Raw genomic sequence first — 24,058 nt, forward strand, 5'->3', positions numbered from 1 at the left:
GAATTCGCTATGAAGGTATTGGTCACCGGTGCAACCTGTGGGTTAGGCCGAAATGCCGTTGAATATCTCCGTCGTCAGGGTATCAAAGTCATCGCCGCCGGTAACAATCCGGCGATGGGAACATTACTGACCAAAATGGGCGCTGAATTTATTCATGCGGATCTGACGAATCTGGTTTCCTCGCAGGCAAAAGCCATGTTGGCTAATGTCGACACCCTGTGGCATTGCTCCGGCTTTACCTCGCCGTGGGGGACGGAAGAAGCGTTTGAGTTGGCCAACGTGCGTGCCACTCGCCGCCTCGGTGAATGGGCTGCCGCCTATGGTGTGGAGAATTTTATTCATATCTCCTCACCCGCGATTTATTTCGATTTTCATCATCACCGTAATATTCAGGAAGATTTCCGCCCCGCGCGTTACGCCAATGAATTCGCCCGCAGTAAAGCAGCCGGTGAAGAAGTCATTGAACAATTGGCGCTGTCCAACCCGCAAACCCATTTTACGATCCTGCGCCCGCAAGGTTTATTCGGCCCTCACGATAAAGTGATGCTGCCGCGCCTACTACAGATGATCAAATATTATGGCACTCTGCTACTGCCTCGGGGTGGTAATGCTTTGGTGGACATGACTTATCTGGAAAACGCGGTGCATGCTATGTGGTTGGCGACTCAAAGCCAAAATACGCTGTCGGGCCGCGCTTATAACATTACTAATCAGCAGCCCCGCCCGTTACGCACTATCGTGCAACATCTGTTAGAAGAGCTGTCGATGCCGTGCCGTATTCGTTCCGTGCCTTATCCGATGATGGATATCATGGCCAGAACGATGGAAAAACTGGGGAATAAGGCCGAGAAAGAGCCAGTATTGACTCACTATGCTGCCGCTAAACTCAACTTTGATATGACGCTAGATACCCGCCGAGCCGAGCAAGAATTGGGCTATCGCCCGATAGTGTCGCTCGACGAAGGCATTATTCGCACCGCCCGCTGGATAAAACAGCATGGCAAATTAAGTGGGCAATAAAGCTGTTCATTTATAAGAACATGCTAGGCATAGCTTGGCTGAATGAGACAATCTCCTGCAAGCGTGAAACTGTCAAGAAAATAGGTCTATACTACAATCACTTTCATAACAGATTCTTTCACCTAAGGTCATCATATGAAAAAGAAAAATATCGCTCTGATTCTCCCTCTTGCCATTATGCTTAGCGCCTGTACCAACACTGTCGATCCGGCGTTTAAGGATGTGAGTAGCCGTACAGCACCTTGTATTGAGGGCGGGCCAGATCAGGTCGCACAAAAATTCTATGATCTGCGGGTTCAGCAAATTGGCAATCGCAGTGGCCTACCGGATGATAATCTCTCGGCCCAATTCCGCCCTTACCTCAGCCAAGGGCTGTACGACACAATCCAAACCGCCAGAAAACAGGCGGGCACTCGTAACACGACTCAAGTGAATAAAACTCAAGCTATCAACGGTGATATCTTTACCAGTATGCGTGAAGGTAGCACTCATGCCGATGTCGCCAGCGCTTCTACGATCCCCAATACCGATGCCCGAAATATTCCACTGCGGGTGAATTTGACGCATCAAACGGCCAGTGGCCAAACCGTGGCGTGGCAAGATGAAGTGTTGATGATCCGTGAAGGGACGTGCTGGGTTGTTGATGATATTCGCTTTATGGGTGTGACTGCGCCCGCCAGCAGCTTGCGCCAACTATTAGGTGATCACTAGTCACACAGGACTTTTCTGGCTGCCTTATCAGGGCGATGTCTATTCGCCCTACTCATCATTAACTTCAACAAGGAAGAAGTTGCCATGTCCTCTATACACTCAGCTATCAGGCTTATCGCCGTCAGCGGATTTTTTGTCGCCATCACGGCACAAGCTGCGCCTCAGTGTGGGCAAACTGCCCAACTCATTAATGCACGCTTAAGCTATATGAAAGATGTCGCGGGCTATAAAGCGCAAAATCATTTGCCCGTCGAAGATGTCGCCCAAGAAGAAAAAGTACTCGATAAAGCGCTAGCTGAAGCGGCGTCACTCGGTCTTGACCCCGTCTCCATCAAACCTTTTATGGTGGCGCAAATCAATGCGGCAAAAGCCATTCAATACCGCTACCGCGCTGACTGGCTATCACAGCCAGAATCTGATTGGCAGCCAAAACCACTCGAGACAGTGCGAACACAAATTGGTGAGTTGAGTAGTAAAACGCTCAAGCAAATAGCCGAAGAGCTTAAAACCTGTGACAAAGCGACCTTCTCTGACAAAAACGTATTCACCAATACAATACGTCAACATCACCTACAAGCCGCTGACATAGATGTCATTTTCACAACATTCAATCTGATTAAATTGAAATAGCCGCCAGATTATTCTTGCCGAAAATGTGTACCGGTTTTCTTCCAGAAATCGGTATGCATTGATTTAAAAGTAAATTTCCATTTCGCCTATTTTTTAATCACCACTGCGGATACTCTGTCAGATTTATTCATCGCACGACAAATTCCCTTTCCGCGCAATCAAATCCAAATGTTATGCTGGTTTTTAACGCTAGCGCTGGTTATTAATAAATTTTAACGCACAAAGATTGCATAAGTATGCCGCGGAAGTTACCATTCACCGCATCATTGGCTATTCAGATTTGGCGCATGAGTATTCAACTTAGCGGAATTAACTGTTACTACGGCGTACATCAGGCGCTGTTCGACATTACATTAGACTGTCCGGCAGGCGAAACCTTAGTCTTACTAGGGCCAAGTGGTGCCGGTAAAAGCTCACTTCTACGTGTGCTTAATCTGTTGGAAATGCCGCGTTCTGGCACATTACAGATAGCCGGTAATCACTTCGACTTTACCCAAGCTCCGGGTGCAAAAGCGATTCGCGACTTGCGTCAAAATGTCGGCATGGTTTTCCAACAATATAACCTCTGGCCGCATCTTTCCGTGGTACAAAATCTGATTGAAGCGCCTTGCCGTGTGCTTGGTCTATCAAAAGATGAAGCCATGGAAAGAGCACAAAAATTACTGACGCGTCTGCGTTTGACTGATTTTGTGGATCGCTATCCGCTGCACCTTTCTGGTGGTCAGCAACAGCGTGTCGCGATTGCTCGTGCGCTGATGATGGAGCCTCAGGTTCTGCTGTTTGATGAACCGACTGCGGCGCTCGACCCAGAAATTACGGCGCAAATCGTTAGCATCATCCGTGAATTAGCTGGGACAGGCATTACCCAGGTTATCGTCACGCATGAAGTTGAAGTGGCCCGCAAAACAGCCAGCCGTGTGGTTTACATGGAAAACGGCCATGTGGTGGAACAAGGCGATGCCAGCCACTTTACACAACCAACAACCGAAGCTTTTGCCAGCTATCTGTCACATTGATATCTATTTGGGAATTTGCGATGAAAAAATTAATAATTGCTGCAGTCCTTGCCAGTATCAGTCTTTCTGCTTCTGCTGCTGAAACCATCCGTTTCGCTGCTGAAGCCACTTATCCGCCATTCGAATTTATCGATGCTAATAATAAAATGCAGGGCTTTGATATCGATCTGGCTAATGCGCTGTGTAAAGAGATGCAGGCTGACTGTACCTTTACCAATCAGGCCTTTGACAGCTTGATCCCCAGCCTCAAATTTAAACGTTTTGATGCCGTTATCTCAGGCATGGACATCACCCCTGAGCGCTTAAAACAAGTGGCATTTACTCAGCCTTACTACGATAACTCTGCGTTGTTTATCGCTGAGAAAGGGAAAGTTGCTGATTTAGCAGCCCTGAAAGGCAAACGTGTTGGGATGCAAAACGGCTCCACTCATCAAAAATACCTGATGGAAAAACACCCTGAAATCACTGCCGTACCTTATGACAGCTATCAGAATGCGATTCTTGATCTGAAAAATGGCCGTCTGGACGCAGTATTTGGTGATACTGCGGTAGTGAATGAATGGCTGAAGCAGAATGACCAATTGGCTGCCGTCGGGGATAAAGTGACTGATGCTGACTATTTCGGCACAGGCCTAGGTATCGCCGTTCGTCAGAACAATACCGAGTTACAGGGTAAGTTAGATGCTGCACTGGCGAAAATTAAAGCAGATGGCACCTATCAGACCATTTATAAAAAATGGTTCCAGCAGTAATTTAAACACCCATGAATGAATTTCAACCTTTAGCAAGCGCCGCCGGTATGACCGTCGGCCTTGCCGTTTGTGCATTGGCCCTCGGTCTGGTTCTGGCGATGTTGTTTGCCGTCTGTGAATCATCACGTATCAAAGTGGTCAGTTATCTGACGACGGGCTGGGTCACCATCTTACGCGGACTACCAGAGATTCTGGTGGTCCTGTTTATCTATTTTGGCTCTTCACAATTGCTGATGATGCTGTCGGATGGCTTTACCCTAAATCTTTATCTGTTTGAGTTGCCGATTAAGCTCAGCATTGATGATTTCGAGGTTAGCCCGTTCCTGTGCGGTGTCATCGCCCTCGCCCTGCTCTATTCGGCTTATGCGTCGCAAACCTTACGCGGTGCACTGAAAGCAGTCCCCATTGGGCAATGGGAGTCTGGGCAAGCATTGGGTTTGAGTCAGGCAGCCATTTTCTTCCGCTTGATTATGCCGCAAATGTGGCGTCACGCATTGCCCGGCCTAGGTAACCAATGGCTGGTACTGCTCAAAGATACGGCATTGGTGTCACTGATCAGCGTCAATGACTTGATGCTGCAAACCAAAAGCATTGCGACCCGCACTCAAGAACCTTTCACTTGGTACATGATTGCGGCGGCGATTTATCTGGTCGTCACCCTGCTGAGCCAATACGTTCTCAAATGGATTGAACTCCGTACCACCCGCTTTGAACGGAGCCCATCCTAATGTTGGAATTCTTACCCGAGATTTTAAAAGGGCTGCACACCAGCCTAACATTGACGATTGCTTCATTAATTGTGGCCTTGGTGTTATCGGTGCTGTTTACCATCGTCTTAACACTGAAAACCCCGATTATGACCTCGTTGGTCAAAATCTATATCACGCTGTTCACGGGCACCCCGCTGCTAGTGCAGATCTTTTTGATTTATTACGGCCCAGGGCAATTTCCGGCTATCCGTGAATACCCATGGTTATGGAGCCTGCTGTCACAACCATGGCTATGTGCCATGATTGCGTTGGCATTGAACAGCGCGGCCTATACAACTCAACTGTTCTATGGTGCTGTTCGGGCGATTCCTTCAGGTCAGTGGCAATCCTGCGAAGCGTTGGGGATGTCCAAGGCTCAGTCGTTACGCATTCTGCTGCCCTTTGCCTTTAAGCGCGCATTGTCATCCTACTCCAACGAAGTGGTTCTGGTGTTCAAAAGCACCTCATTGGCTTATACCATCACATTGATGGAAGTCATGGGTTATAGCCAGTTGATGTATGGGCGTACTTATGACGTGATGGTCTTTGGTGCCGCTGGCATCGTGTATCTGTGCGTGAATGGGCTGCTGACGCTGTTGATGCGTTTGGTGGAACGCAGAGCGCTTGCTTTTGAACGGCGTAATTAACGCGAATAAATCTTCTCTTGGTAAAAGGCGCGCTTGGGCAAAAATACCCAAGCGCGCCTTTTGGCTTAGAAGAGGAACACAAAATCACCACCGAATGAATATCAACCACAATGAGATCCGATCTAAATTCAACTCCCTCCGACTCTTCACTTCCTTCGAAAATAAAAACTAAATTTTTAATCACATTACTTGCATATAAATTCATATAGTGGCAATGTAATCCACATCATTCATCCGAATATATTGCGATGAACAATGACTAGTCATAATAAAATCAATAACTAATAAATAATTCATTATAAAAAATTCAGACAGGAGTTTAAGCATGAAAAAGTTACTATTGGCAACAATCTTGAGTGGCATGGTTTTCAGCGCAACCGCAGCAGAAACCATCCGTTTTGCAGCTTCAGCTACCTACCCACCATTTGAATCAATGGATGCCAATAACGAGATCGTCGGCTTCGATATGGATTTGGCAAAAGCATTATGTAAGCAGATGGAAGCCAACTGTACCTTCACCAATCAAGCCTTCGATAGCCTGATCCCAGCGCTTAAATTCAAACGTTATGACGCTGTTATCTCCGGCATGGACATTACGCCAGAGCGTAGCAAGCAAGTGGCATTCACTCAGCCTTACTATGCTAACTCCGCTATCGTGATCGCCCCCAAAGGCAAATTTAGCTCGTTTGCTGATCTGAAAGGGAAGAAGATCGGGATGGAAAACGGCACCACGCATCAGAAATATTTGCAGGATAAGCATCCTGAAATCCAAACTGTGGCTTATGACAGCTACCAGAATGCCATTATTGACCTGAAGAATGGCCGTATTGATGGGGTGTTTGGTGATACTGCAGTGGTGAATGAGTGGTTAAAAACCAATCCTAATTTGGCCTCAGTTGGCGAGCATGTGACTGATCCACAATACTTTGGCACTGGCTTGGGGATTGCTGTACGCCCAGATAATACCGTGCTGCTAGAAAAACTGAATAAAGCGATTGATGCCGTTAAAGCTGACGGTACCTATAAGGCCATTAACGATAAGTGGTTCCCGCAATAATAATCTTTATCTTTGCGTTGCAGGTTAGCGGCAATTGAGCTCATCCCGATGAGCATACATCAGTATGTGATTCGGGTGCGTGAAAGCAGCCAACAACCCTGTGGCTTCAAGAAAAAAATATACCCAAAGTCATTGGAGTCACAGGTAGGCGGCAATTGAACTCATCCCGATGAGCATACATCAGTATGTGATTCGGGTGCGTGAAAGCAGCCAACAACCCTGTGGCTTCAAGAAAAAAATATACCCAAAGTCATTGGAGTCACAGGTAGGCGGCAATTGAACACATCCCGATGAGCATACATCAGTATGTGATTCGGGTGCGTGAAAGCAGCCAACAACCCTGTGGCTTCAAGAAAAAAATATACCCAAAGTCATTGGAGTCACAGGTAGGCGGCAATTGAACACATCCCGATGAGCATACATCAGTATGTGATTCGGGTGCGTGAAAGCAGCCAACAACCCTGTGGCTTCAAGGACGAAGGGTAAGCAGGGCTAAAGCTTCATAATGTGCCGTATGCGCAAACATATCAAACAACTGCACCCGCTCAATACGATATGCCGCTAACCTGCTAATATCCTTCGCCATTGTCTCTGCGTTACAGCTTGAATAGAGAATATATTCAGGTGCCATCTGAGCCAGATAATCACACAGCTCTGTTCCAATTCCGCGCCGTGGCGGGTTCACCAATACCAATTGCGGCACTTGCGCTTCTGCGGTAGCGAAGCGAGTGGAATCAAGCGCAGCAAAACTTACGTTTTTTAACCCTAACAGATCTGCTGACTGACGCGCGCAGGCAATGGCTTCAGCGCTAATTTCAATTCCTGTGAGTTTTGTCTGCGGCCCCGCGCAGTGCAAACCAAAACCGCCAACGCCACAGAATAGATCCCACATACTATCGATATTTAACTCACGCACCCACTGGCGAGCAGTGGCATAGAGTGAAGCTGCAACCTGCGGATTTGTCTGGAAAAAGCTTTGCGGGCGGATAAACAGTGGCACCTGATTAAACTGCTCCGGCAATGCCTGCTGCTCAGTCAAAGGGATCTCTTTCTCCCCTTCCAAAATCGCCATATGCACCGGCTGAATATTGGCCGAGATAACCGCCAATTGAGGCAACTGCTGTTGTAACCAGGGTAACGCCGCCTGTAATTGCGCCAATTTAGTTTCCGAACGCAAAACAAAACGCAGCATCAACTCACCACTATGCGTACTTTCAGTCAGTAACAGGAATTTAAGCTCACCACGCTTACGGGCAACGTTGTATGGCGTTAAACCTGCACGGGCAATAAAGGTTTTAAGGAGGGCAAAAACGGGCGCAAAACTGGCCGGATAAAGCGGACAGTCACATAAATCCACAGGCGTGCCGTCACGATGTAACATCCCTAATAACGGACGCTCGACACTGCCACTGACCACCATTTTTGCTTTATTTCGAAAAGCGCTTTCCTGCCCGAAAACTGGCGTTAACCACTGTGCCACTGAATGCCCAGAGAGCAAATTTTCTAAATGATGTTGTTTGTCAGCCAGTTGTTGTGGATAAGGCTTATCCAACCACTGACAGGAACGACAGCGACCTGCCGCATACTGAGCGCAATGCATTAATAATTGACCGTTATAGACTGAGACATTAAAGAATTCGTAGCCGAAGCTGTTGCTGGAGGCGAATTGTAGCACTGTGTCAGGCTAAACACTCATTTTGAGTGGCCAAAATAGCGATGCCAAGGAAAGAATAACAAACCGATAATCACCACATCAGGGATTTTCTGCATCAGTAGGCTATGAAGGATTTCCGCATTGCTATCACCTTCAATACGAAAAACATCTAATAGTAGCCAATCAAATGAGACTACCAACAGATAGATAATGACGAGTATCTGGCAAAACAGGTAGCACCAGCGCGCCCAGTTCTGCCGACGACAGACCCCGACACCACAGGCAATTTCCAGCAGAAGTAAGAAAATACTCATTACTAGGATAAAACTGGAATCCCAGCTTTGTAGGCTTTCATTAATAAACGCACCGATGCCCCCCCATCCCAATTCTGCCACAAGGAGCAATAGGCCAACAAAATGGGTCGCAATGATAGCGGTGCCGGCAATCAGAACCGGAACAGGTGTCGTTGCTGAAGACGAAAAAGCTGAGGATGAAAATAATGCTCTCATATTGGCCTATCTATCCCCCGTTCGGTTCCCTACAACTCAATGTTATCCTTCACAATAATGCCGCTCAAGGCGGCGTTAAAGTAAAAGAAAGACTAACAGTTTTAAGGGCTATCAGCTATTAATTAACGGTATCAACTATTCATAAGCCCTATCAACTGCGAGCTGCTTTGCGTAACTCCCGCAACCGCTGTTTTTCTGAGCGAGACATAAACCACCATGCGATTAAACCGATGATGCCCACCACCAGCAGAATCAGTGTTGCCAGCGCATTGATTTCTGGATTCACCCCCATCCTCACGCTAGAGAACACTAACATCGGCAATGTGGTCGCACCTGGCCCAGCCACAAAACTGGCAATCACTAAATCGTCCAACGATAAGGTAAAGGCCAATAGCCAGCCTGAAATTAACGCAGGGGCAATCATAGGGACGGTAATCACAAAGAACACTTTCAGCGGTGTCGCCCCCAGATCCATTGCCGCCTCTTCAATAGAACGGTCAAGTTCACGTAAGCGCGAGCTGATGACGACAGTCACATAAGCGGTACAAAAGGTCACGTGCGCCAGCCAAATGGTGAACATGCCACGTTCTGCGGGCCAACCGATGGCATGCCCCATGGCGACAAACAGTAACAATAGTGACAAGCCAGTAATGACATCGGGCATCACTAAGGGCGCGGTCAGCATAAATGCAAACCCCGTCGAACCACGAAAACGCCCGAAGCGCACCATCACTACGGCGGCGATGGTTCCAAGTACCACCGCCATGGTGGCGGAGGCCGACGCGATAGTCAGACTCAATCCTACGGCTGATATCATTGCTGAATCATTAAATAATTCGATATACCAACGAGTCGACCACCCCGCCCATACCGTGACCAGCTTTGAACTGTTAAATGAGTAGATAACCAGCATCAACATTGGTGCATACAGGAAAGTATAAGCAACAACTAAGATCACTCGACGCCAGACTGAACGCACTTCCGGTAGGTTGTTCACGACGCGCCTCCTATCTGTTTATTCTGGTGTTTATGGAACCAGAGTATCGGCACAATCAGTAAGACCAACATCACCGTTGCCACGGCTGAAGCCACCGGCCAGTCACGGTTATTGAAGAATTCCTGCCATAATATTCGACCAATCATGATGCTATCTGGCCCACCAAGTAGCTCAGGGATAACAAATTCCCCTACCGCCGGAATAAAGACCAGCATGGAACCTGCGACGATACCCCCTTTGGTCAGAGGCATGATAACGCTGATGAAAGTTTTAAGTGGCTTGGCACCAAGATCAGATGCAGCTTCTACTAGTGAATAATCCAATCGAGTTAATGCGGTGTAGATCGGCAGCACCATGAAAGGCAAATAGGAATACACTACGCCAATATAGACCGCCAGATTAGTGTGCAAAATGATCAGCGGTTGATCGATAATCCCCGTCCACATCAGGAAGTTATTCAATATGCCGTTATTTTTGAGTATCCCTATCCAGGCATAGACCCGAATCAGGAATGATGTCCATGACGGTAGAATAACCAGCAGCAATAAAATATTGCGTGTCGATGATTTACTGTGAGCAATAGCCCAAGCCAGCGGATAACCGATAATAAGGCAACACAGCGTTGAGACAGCCGCCACTTGTAACGATTGCAAATAAGCATCGATATACAGTGGTTCTTCAAGGAGCAGGAGATAATTACCCAGATTTAGCGAGATATCCAACTTACCATCAAGCCAAGTCACTAAATTGGTATAAGGCGGCACCGCGCGGGCCATCTCGGCCAAACTGATTTTAAACACAATCAGGAATGGCAACATAAACAGCAGGAATAGCCATAAATATGGTATAGCAATAACCAGCTTACGGCCATGTGCCATCTGGAAGCGTTGTATCAGCGCCTTAATTTGCCCTACCGCACGGGTCGGTGGCTCTTCGGTGCCATGAGTGGATTTTGGTATCACAATATTGAGCTCCCCAAGGCTATTGAGCTTTTTAAAACGATCTGTTTTTTAAAGCCCATCAGCGACTTAAACCATTAGCTATTTAGCACCATTAGCTATTTAAGACCACGCAGCTATCGGCATCCCAGCACAGTTGAACTTCATCGCCCCATGTTGGCATGCCTTTGCGGTAGCGATGACCATTTTGCAACTGTGCACTCAGCATCTGGCCGCTATGGAGTTTGACGTGATATATCGACAGATCACCCAGATAAGCAATGTGTACCACTTCACCGACGGCAAAGTTGCAGCCATCTTCCGGCACCTGCTCGCACAACATGACTTTTTCAGGGCGCAGCGCAACGAATACCGGCACCCCATCGACTATTGAAGCGTCAGAGTCCACTTTCAGCGGATGGCGTAAACCTGGGCTGTCGATAATCAATGCATCGTCTAAGCGCTCTTTTAATACCCCTTCGAACACATTGACTGACCCGATAAATTCAGCACTGAATCTGCTGTTCGGGTGTTCATAAATCTCTTCTGGCTCACCAATTTGCACAAATTTGCCACGGTTCATAATGGCGATACGGCCCGCCATGGTCATGGCTTCTTCTTGATCGTGGGTCACCATCACACAAGTCGCCCCCACTCGCTCGAGAATATCCACAACTTCGAGTTGCATGCGGTCACGCAGCTTTTTATCCAACGCCCCCATTGGCTCATCCAACAGAAGCAGTTTTGGACGTTTAGCCAAGCTGCGTGCCAGCGCCACACGTTGGCGTTGACCACCGGATAACTGGTGCGGTTTGCGCTTAGCGAACTCTTGCATGTGTACCAACGTCAGCATTTCAGCCACACGGCTTTTAATTTCATTCGAAGGCAATTTGTCTTGCTTCAAACCAAACGCGATGTTTTGCTCGACCGTCATATGGGGGAACAACGCATATGACTGGAACATCATGTTGATCGGGCGTTGATAAGGTGGCACGTGTGACAAGTCTTGCCCATCGAGGACGATTTGCCCCTGCGTCGGCTGTTCAAAACCGGCCAGCATGCGCAACAGGGTCGATTTACCACAACCTGATGCCCCCAACAGCGCAAAAATCTCACCTTTGTAGATGGTCAAATTGACATCATCTACTGCGGCCTGACCATCAAATGATTTGGTTAAGTTGCGAATCTCCAACAAGGGCGTAAACACCTTCTGGGATTTGGGCTGTGGGCGGGGAATTACATCATTCACTCAGCGTGCTCTCCGTAAAAGCAGAACAGGCCGCATTTGAGGTGCGGCGCAATAAAAAACAGGAACAGAGAGAAAGTCCCCCTGTTCCTACCATGGTCTATTTTACTTACCCATCAATGGGTTATTTACCGCTTTTCACTTTAGTCCATGCCGATGTGATGACACGATCGATTTTCGGCTCTTGTACTTTCAGCGTGAACATCTTCGCGCGCACATCTGCCGGCGGATAAATGCCTGGGTTATCGCGAACCTCAGCATTCACCAGCGGGGTTGCCGCTTTGTTAGCATTCGCATAAAACACGTGGTTACTGATATTGGCAATCACATCAGGGCGCATCAGGTAATTCAGGAACTGATAGGCTTCATCCTGACTTTTAGCATCTGATGGCATCGCAAACACATCAAAGAAAGCCAAGGCTCCCTCTTTTGGAATGCTGTAAGCCACATTCACGCCATTTTTGGCTTCTTTAGCGCGATTAGATGCCTGCATGATGTCGCCTGCCCAACCTACCGCCACACAGATGTCACCGTTTGCCAGATCATTAATGTACTGTGAAGAGTGGAAGTAACGGATATTTGGCCGCAATTTCAATAACAATTCGGTTGCAGGACCCGTGTAGTCAGCCGCCTGAATACTGTTTGGATCTTTACCCAAATAATTCAATACAGTGGCAAAAATCTCGCTTGGCGCATCAAGGAAAGAAACGCCGCAACTTTTCAGCTTCTCAAGATTTTCAGGTTTAAGCACCAGATCCCAGCTATTAACGGGTGCATCTGTTCCCAGCGCCGCTTTCACTTTTTCGACGTTATAACCAATGCCTGTTGTGGCCCACAGATATGGGATCGCAAATTTATTCTCAGGATCGTGTTTGCTGACGAGTGCCAACAGCTCAGGATCAAGGTTTTTGTAATTCGGTAATTTCGTTTTATCTAATGGCTTAAATACGCCAGCAGACAGTTGGCGCTCAAGGAAACTGGCTGACGGCACCACTAAATCAAAACCGGTGCTTCCCGCCATCAATTTACCTTCCAACACCTCGTTGGAGTCAAACACATCATAGACAACCTTAATGCCGGTTTCTTTTTGGAAATTAGCCAGCGTATCCGGCGCGATATAATCGGACCAGTTGTAAACGTGCAGTGTTTTTTCCTCAGCGGATGCTGAGACGGACGCGGCCAGTAACAGGCCAGCAGTAACACCCGATAACCACTTTTTACGTTGGGTGAACATCCGTTAACTCCTCCAGAACAGGGGGTGAAATAGTGCGCTAAATTTGTATCCGAAAAGATACAATACCTTTGCCCTGCCGACGTTCATCGCCTCAAACACCAGATGCATGACTATGCACAGCGAGTGATTATTAACCTAACAAGGATAATCACTGATTTTATGAGGTAATATTATGTCTTTTGCAGAAACAGCAGCATAACCGCAGTTAACCATCCGTACCAGACTCTAGGGTAAAAAACGCCTTTTATCGATTTTTTATGCACAGTTTATCTATGTAATGCGTCACTAACGGTATAAACGGCGATAAATATCTGGCAAAAGAGGGTAAAAAGCAGAAGATCTTATGGTTTACAAAGATAAGAGCAAAGCGCCGCCAGCATTGGCGGCACATTGAATGACAAAATATTTAGTGGATAACAGGATAAGCCGTGGCCGTTTGCGGTGTTTCGTCGTCTTCGCTTGAGCCAATAAACAATAAATCATTCGCACGCGCTTCGAGAATGATCATTGAAATCTGCTCTTCACACTGCTGCATAAAGTAACCGAATTGAGCCAGTGTCACCCCAACTTCAATCGTCAATGATTGGCAGACAATCAGTTTTGGCAGATTATCATCCTGAATATCGATGAACGCTTTCACCGTCAGTGAACTGGCATTGATTTGGCTGAGATCTGCCACCAGTGGAATCAGCGCCGTTGGTCTGACTTCGGCTAACGCCGAGAATAAGATGACGTTATCCACCAAGTCGATTTTGGCGTCAAACACACCCTCAAAATTTTGCATGTGCGGCAAATGCAGCGCCTGGCAGGAATCGCATTCAAAAAATGAGATACCGAGTTGATCCAGCCAACGCCGTAATAAGGCTAAATCCGGGACGATGAGTGAATCCATAACTACCTACCTCACGATTCTCATAATACGAAAAGTGGCATAGCTTACGGAATATTGGCCGACAGCGCCATGATCAATCCCGACAAATTTAATGCCCTGATTAAGACTCAATCCCTATCCTACTTAGATTGATTCTCTTTTTCGGATTGCACTTTATCTTGTTCTTTCTTGGTTTGTGGCCGCGAGACTCTATCGGCACTCCCTAATAGTGGACCAAAACCACTGGCTACGCGCCAAACAATGCAAACTGCGGCAGGCACCATCAGGCCGATTCCGACAAAAATCATCATAATCGCAACAGTCGGTGTGCCCATCGAACCCGGTAATGATACAAAATCATTAATACTGAGGTAAGCCACGACCAGCAACAGCATCCCCAGCACTTCTGAAACGATCACTATGCGGGGCATATCTCCTAATGAGCGCATCTTTACCTCCAATAAGCTCTTCCCCTTCAGGTTTAAAACTGCAACGGCATCCGTTGTAGGTCAACATTCTTGGGTATGTCTAAGTATTAACTCAGTGTATTGAATCCCCAAGGTTTGTAACAGTACCGAGAAGCAAATAGGTAGGATTTATCATATCAACAGGCAATTCCTGCTTTTTTTTCACTGTGCCAAAGGGCATAGTAGACCCCAGTGAGAATGAGTAATGCGCTAGAAGTCATTTAGCAGTTGAATGTATCAGTCGCTGTTGGCTAAGAGCCAATCCCAGTAGGTGCCATTGTTGCTGTCATTTTGAACACAAATAGCGCGGAAGAATCGAAGCCATAGGCAGTACGCTGGGATTCTGAATTGTATGTGAGTTCAAAATGGCCAATAAGATAATCCTAATGGGATAGGTTCTCAGTGATTACCTCAAATTAATCAAGGAGTTTTAAATGTTTGCTGTAATTTTTGGGCGTCCTGGATGTCCTTACTGTGTTCGTGCTAAAGAATTGGCAGAAAAACTGGAAACCGAACGTGACGATTTTAAATTCCGTTACATCGATATTCACGCGGAAGGTATCACCAAAGCTGATTTGGAAAAAACTGTCGGCAAACCGGTAGAAACCGTGCCACAGATCTTTATTGATGAGAAACACATTGGCGGTTGCACTGATTTTGAAGCATACGCTAAACAAAATCTGAGCCTGTTCCAGTAATTGGGCTAGCAAGCCGCTTATGATTTCGCCATCAATTTAAATTGGCTTTATCCGATAAAGGGTGTCTAACACCCTTTTTATATTGCGTCTAGAGCATGTCACTTAATCATAAATTATCGTGTCGAAAAACCTTATTTGCACGGATATAAATAGCAGATAACCCCAGCTCAAATTAACAATTTAGTATTTCCCTCTAGTCCGAGCAAACTTCCTGCATACTACTGGCTGTCACGCAGCATACCGATTAGAATAAGCCCCGTTATCGCTTGCTCTGATGTTCTGGCTGGCGATATTTTTTTAGCTTTTAATGAAGTGTGTCGCTCTACCGATAAGTAAAGAGCGTGTATATCGTGAATCATCTGGGCTAACAGAAAGTCATACCTGTGAATATTAACGTCGCAAATTTACTGAACGGCAACTACATCTTGCTGTTATTCGTCGTGTTAGCGCTGGGGTTGTGCCTAGGCAAACTGCGATTAGGGCCTATTCAATTAGGTAACGCTATTGGTGTTTTGGTGGTCTCCCTGTTGCTAGGGCAACAGCACTTTACCATTAATACAGAAGCGCTCAATTTGGGCTTTATGCTCTTTATTTTTTGTGTCGGTGTTGAAGCTGGCCCAAACTTCTTCTCTATTTTCTTCCGCGATGGCAAAAACTATCTCATGCTCGCCTTAGTTATGGTCGGTAGCGCCATGATTCTGGCGTTAGGGCTAGGTAAGCTATTTGGTTGGGATATTGGCCTCACTGCGGGGATGCTCGCTGGGTCAATGACGTCTACGCCAGTGTTAGTTGGCGCAGGCGATACATTACGCAATACCATCGGCAATAATCCAGCCCTACAACACGCCCAAGATAACTTGAGCCTAGGTTACGCCCTCACCTATCTTATCGGATTAGTTAGCCTGATTTTAGGTGCGCGTTACTTACCCAAACTTCAGCATCAAGACTTGCCCACCAGCGCCCAGCAGATTGCCCGCGAACGCGGTTTGGATACCGATAGCCAGCGGAAAGTGTACTTACCGGTCATCCGCGCTTATCGTGTTGGCCCTGAATTGGTGGCTTGGGCTGATGGTAAAAATCTCCGTGAGTTAGGCATTTATCGCCAGACAGGCTGCTATATCGAGCGTATTCGGCGTAACGGCATTCTGGCCAGTCCAGATGGTGATGCGGTGCTGCAAGTGGGTGATGAAATCTCCCTTGTGGGCTATCCAGATGCTCATTCACGTCTTGACCCAAGTTTTCGTAACGGTAAAGAAGTGTTCGATCGCGATCTGTTGGATATGCGTATTGTTACCGAAGAGATTGTGGTCAAAAACAGCAATGCCGTTGGTAAACGACTCAGCCACTTAAAACTGACGGACCACGGTTGTTTCCTTAACCGCGTGATCCGCAGCCAAATCGAAATGCCGATTGACGACAATGTGGTTCTTAATAAGGGTGATGTGCTGCAAGTCAGCGGTGATGCGCGGCGCGTGAAAAGTGTGGCAGAGAAAATTGGCTTTATTTCTATTCACAGTCAGGTAACCGACCTGTTAGCTTTCTGCGCATTCTTTATTTTAGGCTTAATGATCGGCCTGATTACATTCCAGTTTAGTAACTTCAGTTTCGGGATTGGTAACGCCGCAGGTCTGCTAATGGCGGGGATCATGCTCGGATTTCTGCGTGCCAATCACCCAACGTTTGGCTATATCCCGCAGGGAGCGCTGAATATGGTGAAAGAGTTTGGGTTAATGGTCTTTATGGCAGGCGTCGGGCTAAGTGCGGGTGGTGGTATTAATAGCAGCCTCGGGGCCGTCGGCGGGCAAATGTTAATTTCAGGCCTTATTGTGAGTTTGGTTCCTGTTGTCATCTGCTTCCTCTTTGGCGCTTATGTATTACGCATGAACCGCGCGCTACTTTTTGGCGCGATTATGGGCGCACGAACCTGTGCGCCAGCCATGGATATCATCAGCGATACCGCGCGCAGTAATATCCCAGCGCTAGGCTATGCAGGGACTTATGCGATTGCGAACGTATTATTGACGTTGGCGGGCTCGTTGATCGTCATTGTCTGGCCGGGAATATTAGGTTAATGCCCTAAAAAGGGGATGAAAGGCTAAAGCTAAACATTTTTTTATACTTTTTTCATTTGACCAGAACTTTCCTACTGGACTGGGGTCTGAATTAGTGCCACTGCTTTTCTTTGATGTCCCCATATTGAGGAGCCCGATAGTCCCGCCTTCTTAGGTTCAAGACTAATCGGGTTTTTTCTTGCCTTTTTAAAATGCCATTTTAAAACATATAGATATGAACAACCAGTTTACCTCGTGGCGGCGAAGTGGCGACAGCCGCCCATTGTTACACTATGACCATGGTTGCCTCAAGTTGTAGTTTGCTTGAAACTCACCCTTAAATTGCTTACATAAACCTCTTACTTTTTCCTCGTTAGTAGCTATCATGTTATGCGGAAGCAACTCGTTACAATTTCTAGATGTAACTTATATATGGATAGTAAAACAATTCACGAGGAATTACATATGACGCAGCAAGTTTTTGATTATTCAGTATATCGAGAAATAAAAACTTTTATTGGACTTCGTAATGACTCCGAAGTAAATAAACTTCTTGATACAAATAGGTGGGATATTATCGCCGTAAGTAACGGTGTCGATGAGAGTGATTATCCAATAAACAGCATCGTTCTTGGAAAAAAATCAAGCTAATAATCATATTTGATATAATCAGCAAGTTTTGCATGTGGTTCATAATCGCTTGGTCACTGGTTCAATTTCAGCAGAGTAAGCGAAATTTTATATTTAAAATCAAAGCAATGAAATCATTTAAAGAAATTATCTTTAAGTCAATTGTTGGTGGTAGCACATACTTTAGTACGTCCCTTTTAAAGGAATTTTAAATGTCTAGTAAACAGTATTCAGAAGTTAAAGAAGTCGTTGGATCCAACAAAGCTAACCCTATGCTAGCTGATGGTTGGGAACTCATTAATACTTATAGCGACACGCTGAAGTTAGATGATGGCATAACCGAACTGCTAGTTATTTATGTTCTAGGCAAACCGGCTTAAATATCTAACCAATCAATAATTCCAATTTGGCGAACTCTACTCCAGCTTTTTCAGTTTCAAACATACTATAAATTTTTGCTGAAACCCGCGCGGGCCATGCCTTCGCGGATTACCCCTCACCTTCTACACGATCCATTCCAAACGTCCTGAGATCCACGTAATTCATGTTTATTAAATATTTTCAATGCATTGGAATATGTACTCATAACACTACGTGATCCAAATCCCTGAAATTCTTTTCATTCTTTTCAGTTGGCGAAATGCTGCAAAGCCCCAGCCACGGCGCGGGCTGGCGGGTTGGTTTGTAGAAAAATAAAACTGAAAAAACTTTATAACGCAAAGTGTGCAGGCGGGTGCGGTGTAGTGATGATGTTTCTTTTGTGGCAAGTTTTGCTGTATTACGTAATGGAATAAATAAGCAATAAGCCGTGGTTAAGAGATGATCCAGAACGCCGCACGTTAAGCAAGATTGCCGAACTTTGATATGGCCTGCACGGACGTTTTTTAAAAGCCGATGAAAAGACTTATAAGAAACTGGTCGCTGATAGAGTCGCAGCAGAAGGAAATGAGTTACAGCAAACAGATAACGTTTAGAGCAAAGTCATCTGCTAGAGCTACTGACTCTGTCGTGTAATTAATGGCAAAGTTGAGCCAATTCTTTTTCACTTAGGCCAGTCGTATTCCTTACAATAGCGCGATCAACGCCACTGGCTAACAGAGCGCTAGCAATTCTCAGGGCTGTTTCTTGCGCCCCTTCCTGATGGCCTTCTTGCTTCAATTTATCTGCAATCGACATGAGTAACTCCTTGTGCTGTGGCGAACGACGAGCGAGATCCCAGATAAAGGTTTTAGGGACCGAATCTTCACCATCCTGTAGCATGTAGTTTATCAATGAAACTAGCTGATCATCGGTATTGTAGCCCCTTGATAGCAGTATGACTAATCGATCCGACAGTTTGGATAAATCTCGTCGGCGAATGTGCTTTTGCAGGAGTTCCAGCATAGCGATACTCCGGTGAGTCATAATTTCATCATCGGGGATCACTGTTACATCAACCAGAGGGAAGTCAGAAGAATACAATTTACCCGCCATAATTGGCGAGCTAAAAGCTTGTAGCCAGTTCATTGAATATGGGTACGGTGTAACCTGTCCGTGGTAAAACAAGATCGGAATGACCAATGGCAGTTTTTCATTACCGGCTTCAAGATGGCGTTGCATAGCCGCAATAGCATATCGCATTAACCGAAAAGCCATCTGTTTATCCGGTGAGCTCTGATGTTCGATTAGAGCGTAAATATACCCATCCTGCATTTGTGTTTTTAGCGAGTAGAGAACGTCTGAATAATAAGCTTTCAAGTCATTCTCAACAAAGCTGCCTGATTCTAATTGTAAGGTATTTAGGTCACATATTTGGCGTAATTCAGGAGGTAAATGGATCTCCAAAAAGTCACGAGCAGTTTGTAGGTGGGTCAGAAATTGTTTAAAAATGGCGTCATGGGGTGCGGATATAGTTTTCATCGAGCGACAGTAACATAAGTCACATATCAAATTGAATATTAAAGATTATTTTAAGATTTTCACTACATTACCTCGCTAATAACTTGTATGTTGATGCCCCTAATACAGTAGCCAACTCGAATTGATGGGTCTAAAGACAAGATATTCATTAGTTATCATTAAAGTCATTTTAGTCACTCGTTCCGAGGTCATGCCCCGAATGACAGAGATTGTATTTCTTGCCTGAAATTCAAGCTCCCCCCTTAAGGCTTTCTTAATACAAAATTATTACAGTACCAGCATTATTCCCTTCTGCTCAGGTTGTTTTGTGACGTCCCATAACTCTAGACCTCAACCTGAGGTCGACCCACCAATTTTAAATCGCGTCTCAACGACACCTACAATTCGGACAAACTCCCTTTACTCATTGCCACTAACATTTTATTTTTGGCAAGTTTTTGGGTTGGCGATCAGCGGATTACTGTTTCTTTGGCTATCTCGCCATGAACAGTTGGATTGGCTTATTACCCAGTATTGGTTTGACCCCATTGGGCAGAATTTTCCGTTAGAACATAATTATTGGCTGGATTTACTGAATCATCGACTGTTGAAAATGGCCATTATTAGCGCTTCAGCGATCAGCTTGCTATGGGGGATTTATCACCGAAATGGGCGGTTAGTCACCAGTATGTTGCTGTTGGGGGTTGGCCCCTTGGTGATCGGCATTCTAAAAGCCACCAGCGCGCACTCTTGCCCTTGGGATTTGGTGCAATTTGGCGGGAAATCCCTGAACTATGTGCTATTAGGCGCGGTTCCCATCGGGGCCGGTCCCGGCCACTGCTTTCCGGGTGGACATGCCTCTAGCGGTTTTGCTGTCATGGCACTTTTTTTTCTGTTTTACCCCGAACGGCCCCGTCTGGCGATGCTGTGTTGGGGCGTAGGTATCTGTCTTGGCATGCTAATGGGGTTTGGTCAAATCATGCGCGGTGCACATTTCCTTACTCACAACCTCTGGGCGGGTTGGTGGGTATGGTTTAGCCAATTGGCTCTTTTTTGGATGATTAGCGGTTATTACAACCGCGATAAGGGTGCAGAATAATGGAACAAATGAATTACTTTTTCTTTTCGATGATAAATGCGACTCCCGCATCATCACCATGGATGATTTCTTTTGCGACTTTTATCGCACGCGACTTAATCATGATTATTCCAGCATTGCTGATTGGCTTGTGGTTATGGGGACCGAAGAATTCGATGGACTCACAACGGGCGATGGTGACGAAAGCCGCTATGGCACTCGCTTTCGCTATGCTGTCATCAGCCTGTATCGGCATGCTATTCCCTCACGACCGGCCCTTTGTCGTGGGGTTTGGCTATAATTTCCTGAGTCATTCACCCGATAGCTCTTTCCCAAGCGATCACGGTACCGCAATTTTCACCGTCGCCTTAGCCTTTGTTTTTTGGCATAAAGTCTGGTCAGCAATTACGATGATGGTGATAGCAATTGCTATCGCATGGTCACGAATTTATCTGGGCGTGCATTGGCCGCTCGATATGGTTGGCGCTTTCTTGCTAGGGATGGTCGGCTGCTTATTTGCTCAGTTAGTGTGGAATCTGTTTGGCGAGTCTATCTCTAATGGTATGAAGCGCTTATATCACCTCAGCTTTGCCATCCCTATCAGCAGAGGGTGGGTCAGAAGCTAACCTCTCCATTCCTGTCTTTCGCATTGCTGATGGTATCAAATCGTCAGCAATGTGCTCTCTTCACGTTGCTATCATCGTCTTCGCCGAAGTCATCGGTATCAGAACCCAGATCTCACTTGCGCACCATTAAATGTTATTTAAATAACACCGAATTGCATATGGCGTGAAATAATCCTTTGTATATCCATTTAATGTTACTATTATAACAATATAGCTAACTAAAAAATGGACAAAAGGACAATATTCATGACCATCAATTACGCGAATTATATCGACCATACCTTACTGGCAATGGATGCGACCGAAGCACAAATTATCAAACTATGTGAAGAGGCTAAACAGCATCATTTCTATGCAGTATGCGTGAACTCAGGTTATGTTCCTTTGGCTGCACAACAGCTAGCGGGTAGTTCAGTGAAAGTATGTTCAGTCATTGGTTTTCCGTTGGGTGCAGGCCTAACAGAAGCAAAAGCGTTTGAAGCTCAAGCTGCCATCAACGCTGGCGCGCAAGAAATTGATATGGTTATCAATGTTGGCTGGCTAAAAAGCGGCAAAGTGGCTGAAGTTAAAGCTGACATTCAGGCCGTGCGTGATAATTGCGCCTCTACACCGTTGAAGGTAATATTAGAAACTTGCCTACTCAGTGATGCACAAATCGTCCAAGTTTGTGAGATGTGCCGTGAGTTGGACGTCGCTTTTGTGAAAACTTCAACAGGTTTCAGCACCGGCGGCGCAAAAGAAGAACATGTAAAATTGATGCGCTCCACCGTTGGCCCAGCCATGGGTGTCAAAGCATCCGGCGCAGTTCGTGACCAAGCCACTGCGGAGAAAATGATTCTCGCAGGCGCCACTCGGATTGGCACTAGCTCTGGGGTCACTATCGTTTCGGGCCAACAAGCGGCCGCATCAAGCTACTAAATCATTGTAAGCCCGGTCATGCCGGGCTTATTTATTGCCCTGTGCTGCTTTGCCGTGCAAGGTATCGTGAATAGTTTGTCAGGAATCGCTTATGGAAACCCGCCGTGCAGAACGAATCAGTAAACTTACTCAGGCCCTAAAGCGTTCCGACAAAATCCATCTTAAAGATGCAGCCAGCCTAATACGTGTTTCGGAAATGACCATTCGGCGGGATCTGAGCGCAGAGCCAACAGCGATCATTTTGCTAGGGGGCTACGTGGTAATGGACCCCAAAATCAACAATCCCAACAGTTATTTTGTTTCTGACCAGCAAGCCAAGCAGGTGGAAGAGAAGCGCCGAATTGGGCAACTGGCGGCTCAACTTATCGTAGAAAACGATACGGTTTTTTTTGATTGTGGCACCACTATTCCCTCAATCATTGACGAGATCGATGAAGAACTGTCCTTTACGGCGATCTGTTACTCCCTCAACACGTTTCTTTCCTTACAAGACAAACCCAATTGCAAAGTCATCCTGTGCGGGGGCGAGTTCAAACCGAATAACTACATTTTCACCCCGATCAGCCAGCATAATGAACTGGATAATATCTGCCCCAATAAAGCGTTTATCTCAGCAGCAGGTGTTTCAATTGAATATGGCGCAACCTGTTTCAATTTTGATGAGATCATTTTGAAACACCGCGCGCTGACAAAATCCCAGCATAAAATTCTGGTCGCCGACCACAGCAAATTCGGCAAGATAAAACCTGCCAGTATCGGTGCTCTGACACTGTTTGATACGGTAGTGACGGATCGCCAGCCAGAAGCTGAATTCAGCCAGTTCTTCTCTGCTCAAGGCATCATCACTTACTGTTAGGCTTGAATTGCTTAGTAAAATTCCCATCACAGTTCACCCTGGGTAGATAACTCTACCTAGGTATTCATTAGCTTAATTCCGAGTATATTTTCGCCATATTATCTTATTTAGATATCCATATTTCATTTATGGGTATTTAATATTTCCGTATTAAAAATTTCAAAACATAATTCCATTGATTATTAAGTATTCATCAATGGCAATCTTTAAAGTAAATTAATTTAACATTTAGTCTTTCTTCTAATGGATTCATGTAAAGGAATAGCGCTATTTTTTTGTCTGACAAATTACCGGTAGAATGAATTTCTATGACAAATAAAAGAAATCTTGCCATCTTTCCACGTTACTCTATTTTCATCGACAAAAAACCAACCACTTTTATTTGTTATTTTCATGATGATATTATCGTCAAATTCAGACGGCAACTTCACAGGAAAAAATAAAATAAACCGTTAAATATCAATTTATTATGATTTTTATATGAATTTTAAACTTATGACTTCAATCAATAAAATAGCGAAAATATTGAATTTAACTAGATCCAAAAACGTGGTTAAAATATATTGCACCTCAAAATTTGAGCAATAAAAAACAAATTGATTACTTATTAATCAAAATAAAAAAAATAGATATTAGTTATTCATATCTACGATCAGGATACATTTGAATAACAATTAGTTGTAAATCAGCAACAATCACCAGAAAACGAGTTTATTAAGCATTTGAGAGCAGGATCACGGTAGTTTCCACTGCAAATCGTTATCTTGCCGCCAGCAAAAACTACCGCGTTTGCGGAGACAACTAACATACCCGATAAAGCGAGTT

At 45.7% G+C, this 24,058-nt stretch carries 25 protein-coding genes; 16 read left to right on the top strand and 9 right to left on the bottom strand.

The window, feature by feature from the left end:
• The first annotated feature begins 9 nt into the window (after positions 1-9).
• From DA391_RS14575 to artJ (DA391_RS14610), 8 genes are all read left to right on the top strand, one after another.
• Positions 10-1,020: an NAD-dependent epimerase/dehydratase family protein gene (locus tag DA391_RS14575; RefSeq protein WP_050081414.1), complete on the top strand. Its 1,011-nt coding sequence runs from the start codon at positions 10-12 to the stop codon at positions 1,018-1,020.
• Between the two features lie 135 nt (positions 1,021-1,155).
• A complete protein-coding gene (locus DA391_RS14580) occupies positions 1,156-1,731 on the top strand; it encodes a lipoprotein (protein WP_108087908.1) in 576 nt (191 codons plus the stop codon).
• 84 nt (positions 1,732-1,815) lie between these two features.
• Positions 1,816-2,361, top strand: coding sequence for a chorismate mutase (locus DA391_RS14585; protein WP_050873279.1), 546 nt, complete (start codon positions 1,816-1,818; stop codon positions 2,359-2,361).
• Positions 2,362-2,648: 287 nt separating this feature from the next.
• Positions 2,649-3,377, top strand: coding sequence for an arginine ABC transporter ATP-binding protein ArtP (gene artP / locus DA391_RS14590; RefSeq protein ID WP_108088286.1), 729 nt, complete (start codon positions 2,649-2,651; stop codon positions 3,375-3,377).
• 20 nt (positions 3,378-3,397) lie between these two features.
• On the top strand, positions 3,398-4,129 hold the full coding sequence (gene artJ / locus DA391_RS14595) for an arginine ABC transporter substrate-binding protein (RefSeq protein ID WP_019209469.1): 732 nt from the start codon (positions 3,398-3,400) through the stop codon (positions 4,127-4,129).
• A gap of 11 nt (positions 4,130-4,140) precedes the next feature.
• Positions 4,141-4,857: an arginine ABC transporter permease ArtQ gene (gene artQ / locus DA391_RS14600; protein ID WP_019209468.1), complete on the top strand. Its 717-nt coding sequence runs from the start codon at positions 4,141-4,143 to the stop codon at positions 4,855-4,857.
• Entirely contained in the window at positions 4,857-5,525 is a 669-nt protein-coding gene (artM, locus tag DA391_RS14605) for an arginine ABC transporter permease ArtM (RefSeq protein ID WP_019209467.1), read from the top strand. Before artQ ends, artM begins: the two co-directional genes overlap by 1 nt.
• Before the next feature lie 325 nt (positions 5,526-5,850).
• The gene (gene artJ / locus DA391_RS14610) at positions 5,851-6,582 is read left to right on the top strand and encodes an arginine ABC transporter substrate-binding protein (RefSeq protein ID WP_050081411.1); all 732 of its coding nucleotides are present in this window, start codon (positions 5,851-5,853) and stop codon (positions 6,580-6,582) included.
• Positions 6,583-7,051: 469 nt separating this feature from the next.
• On the opposite strand, the gene rlmC is transcribed toward artJ (DA391_RS14610), so the two are convergent.
• The 8 genes from rlmC to DA391_RS14655 form a co-directional block, all read right to left on the bottom strand.
• A complete protein-coding gene (rlmC, locus tag DA391_RS14615; RefSeq protein WP_050287477.1) occupies positions 7,052-8,182 on the bottom strand; it encodes a 23S rRNA (uracil(747)-C(5))-methyltransferase RlmC in 1,131 nt (376 codons plus the stop codon).
• Positions 8,183-8,274: 92 nt separating this feature from the next.
• On the bottom strand, positions 8,275-8,745 hold the full coding sequence (locus DA391_RS14620; protein WP_050081410.1) for a YbjO family protein: 471 nt from the start codon (positions 8,743-8,745) through the stop codon (positions 8,275-8,277).
• Positions 8,746-8,896: 151 nt separating this feature from the next.
• Complete coding sequence (potI, locus tag DA391_RS14625) at positions 8,897-9,742, bottom strand: putrescine ABC transporter permease PotI (protein WP_050081409.1); 846 nt, start codon at positions 9,740-9,742, stop codon at positions 8,897-8,899.
• Positions 9,739-10,704 carry a putrescine ABC transporter permease PotH gene (gene potH / locus DA391_RS14630; RefSeq protein WP_108087909.1) on the bottom strand — a complete coding sequence of 322 codons (966 nt, stop codon included), beginning with the start codon at positions 10,702-10,704 and terminating at the stop codon, positions 9,739-9,741. Before potH ends, potI begins: the two co-directional genes overlap by 4 nt.
• A 91-nt stretch (positions 10,705-10,795) precedes the next feature.
• Positions 10,796-11,929 carry a putrescine ABC transporter ATP-binding subunit PotG gene (gene potG / locus DA391_RS14635; RefSeq protein WP_049605407.1) on the bottom strand — a complete coding sequence of 378 codons (1,134 nt, stop codon included), beginning with the start codon at positions 11,927-11,929 and terminating at the stop codon, positions 10,796-10,798.
• 121 nt (positions 11,930-12,050) lie between these two features.
• On the bottom strand, positions 12,051-13,160 hold the full coding sequence (gene potF / locus DA391_RS14645) for a spermidine/putrescine ABC transporter substrate-binding protein PotF (RefSeq protein WP_019209460.1): 1,110 nt from the start codon (positions 13,158-13,160) through the stop codon (positions 12,051-12,053).
• 406 nt (positions 13,161-13,566) lie between these two features.
• Positions 13,567-14,052, bottom strand: a complete 486-nt coding sequence (locus tag DA391_RS14650) for a YbjN domain-containing protein (RefSeq protein ID WP_019209459.1) — start codon at positions 14,050-14,052, stop codon at positions 13,567-13,569.
• Between the two features lie 119 nt (positions 14,053-14,171).
• Entirely contained in the window at positions 14,172-14,480 is a 309-nt protein-coding gene (locus DA391_RS14655; protein ID WP_019209458.1) for a YbjC family protein, read from the bottom strand.
• Between the two features lie 452 nt (positions 14,481-14,932).
• Between DA391_RS14655 and DA391_RS14660 the strand changes: the two genes are divergently transcribed.
• The 4 genes from DA391_RS14660 (at position 14,933) to DA391_RS24215 (ending at position 18,257) form a co-directional block, all read left to right on the top strand.
• Entirely contained in the window at positions 14,933-15,196 is a 264-nt protein-coding gene (locus tag DA391_RS14660; protein WP_004710767.1) for a GrxA family glutaredoxin, read from the top strand.
• Between the two features lie 383 nt (positions 15,197-15,579).
• Positions 15,580-17,268: an aspartate:alanine antiporter gene (locus DA391_RS14665; protein ID WP_019209457.1), complete on the top strand. Its 1,689-nt coding sequence runs from the start codon at positions 15,580-15,582 to the stop codon at positions 17,266-17,268.
• 444 nt (positions 17,269-17,712) lie between these two features.
• On the top strand, positions 17,713-17,898 hold the full coding sequence (locus DA391_RS14670) for a hypothetical protein (protein ID WP_108087910.1): 186 nt from the start codon (positions 17,713-17,715) through the stop codon (positions 17,896-17,898).
• 191 nt (positions 17,899-18,089) lie between these two features.
• Entirely contained in the window at positions 18,090-18,257 is a 168-nt protein-coding gene (locus DA391_RS24215) for a hypothetical protein (RefSeq protein WP_159074570.1), read from the top strand.
• 634 nt (positions 18,258-18,891) lie between these two features.
• Here DA391_RS24215 and DA391_RS14680 read toward each other — a convergent pair.
• Positions 18,892-19,776: an Rpn family recombination-promoting nuclease/putative transposase gene (locus DA391_RS14680; protein WP_108087912.1), complete on the bottom strand. Its 885-nt coding sequence runs from the start codon at positions 19,774-19,776 to the stop codon at positions 18,892-18,894.
• A 406-nt stretch (positions 19,777-20,182) separates the two neighbouring features.
• Here DA391_RS14680 and DA391_RS14685 point away from each other — a divergent pair, with 406 nt between their 5' ends.
• From DA391_RS14685 to deoR, 4 genes are all read left to right on the top strand, one after another.
• On the top strand, positions 20,183-20,854 hold the full coding sequence (locus DA391_RS14685; RefSeq protein ID WP_050081406.1) for a phosphatase PAP2 family protein: 672 nt from the start codon (positions 20,183-20,185) through the stop codon (positions 20,852-20,854).
• On the top strand, positions 20,854-21,459 hold the full coding sequence (ybjG, locus tag DA391_RS14690) for an undecaprenyl-diphosphate phosphatase (protein WP_050081405.1): 606 nt from the start codon (positions 20,854-20,856) through the stop codon (positions 21,457-21,459). Before DA391_RS14685 ends, ybjG begins: the two co-directional genes overlap by 1 nt.
• Before the next feature lie 246 nt (positions 21,460-21,705).
• The gene (gene deoC, locus DA391_RS14695) at positions 21,706-22,377 is read left to right on the top strand and encodes a deoxyribose-phosphate aldolase (RefSeq protein ID WP_050081404.1); all 672 of its coding nucleotides are present in this window, start codon (positions 21,706-21,708) and stop codon (positions 22,375-22,377) included.
• 91 nt (positions 22,378-22,468) lie between these two features.
• Positions 22,469-23,233 (top strand): DNA-binding transcriptional repressor DeoR, encoded by a 765-nt coding sequence (gene deoR, locus DA391_RS14700; protein ID WP_108087913.1) that lies wholly within the window; start codon positions 22,469-22,471, stop codon positions 23,231-23,233.
• Positions 23,234-24,058: the final 825 nt, after the last annotated feature.

The sequence above is a fragment of the Yersinia massiliensis genome (genome assembly GCF_003048255.1).
GTDB lineage: Bacteria > Pseudomonadota > Gammaproteobacteria > Enterobacterales > Enterobacteriaceae > Yersinia > Yersinia massiliensis_A.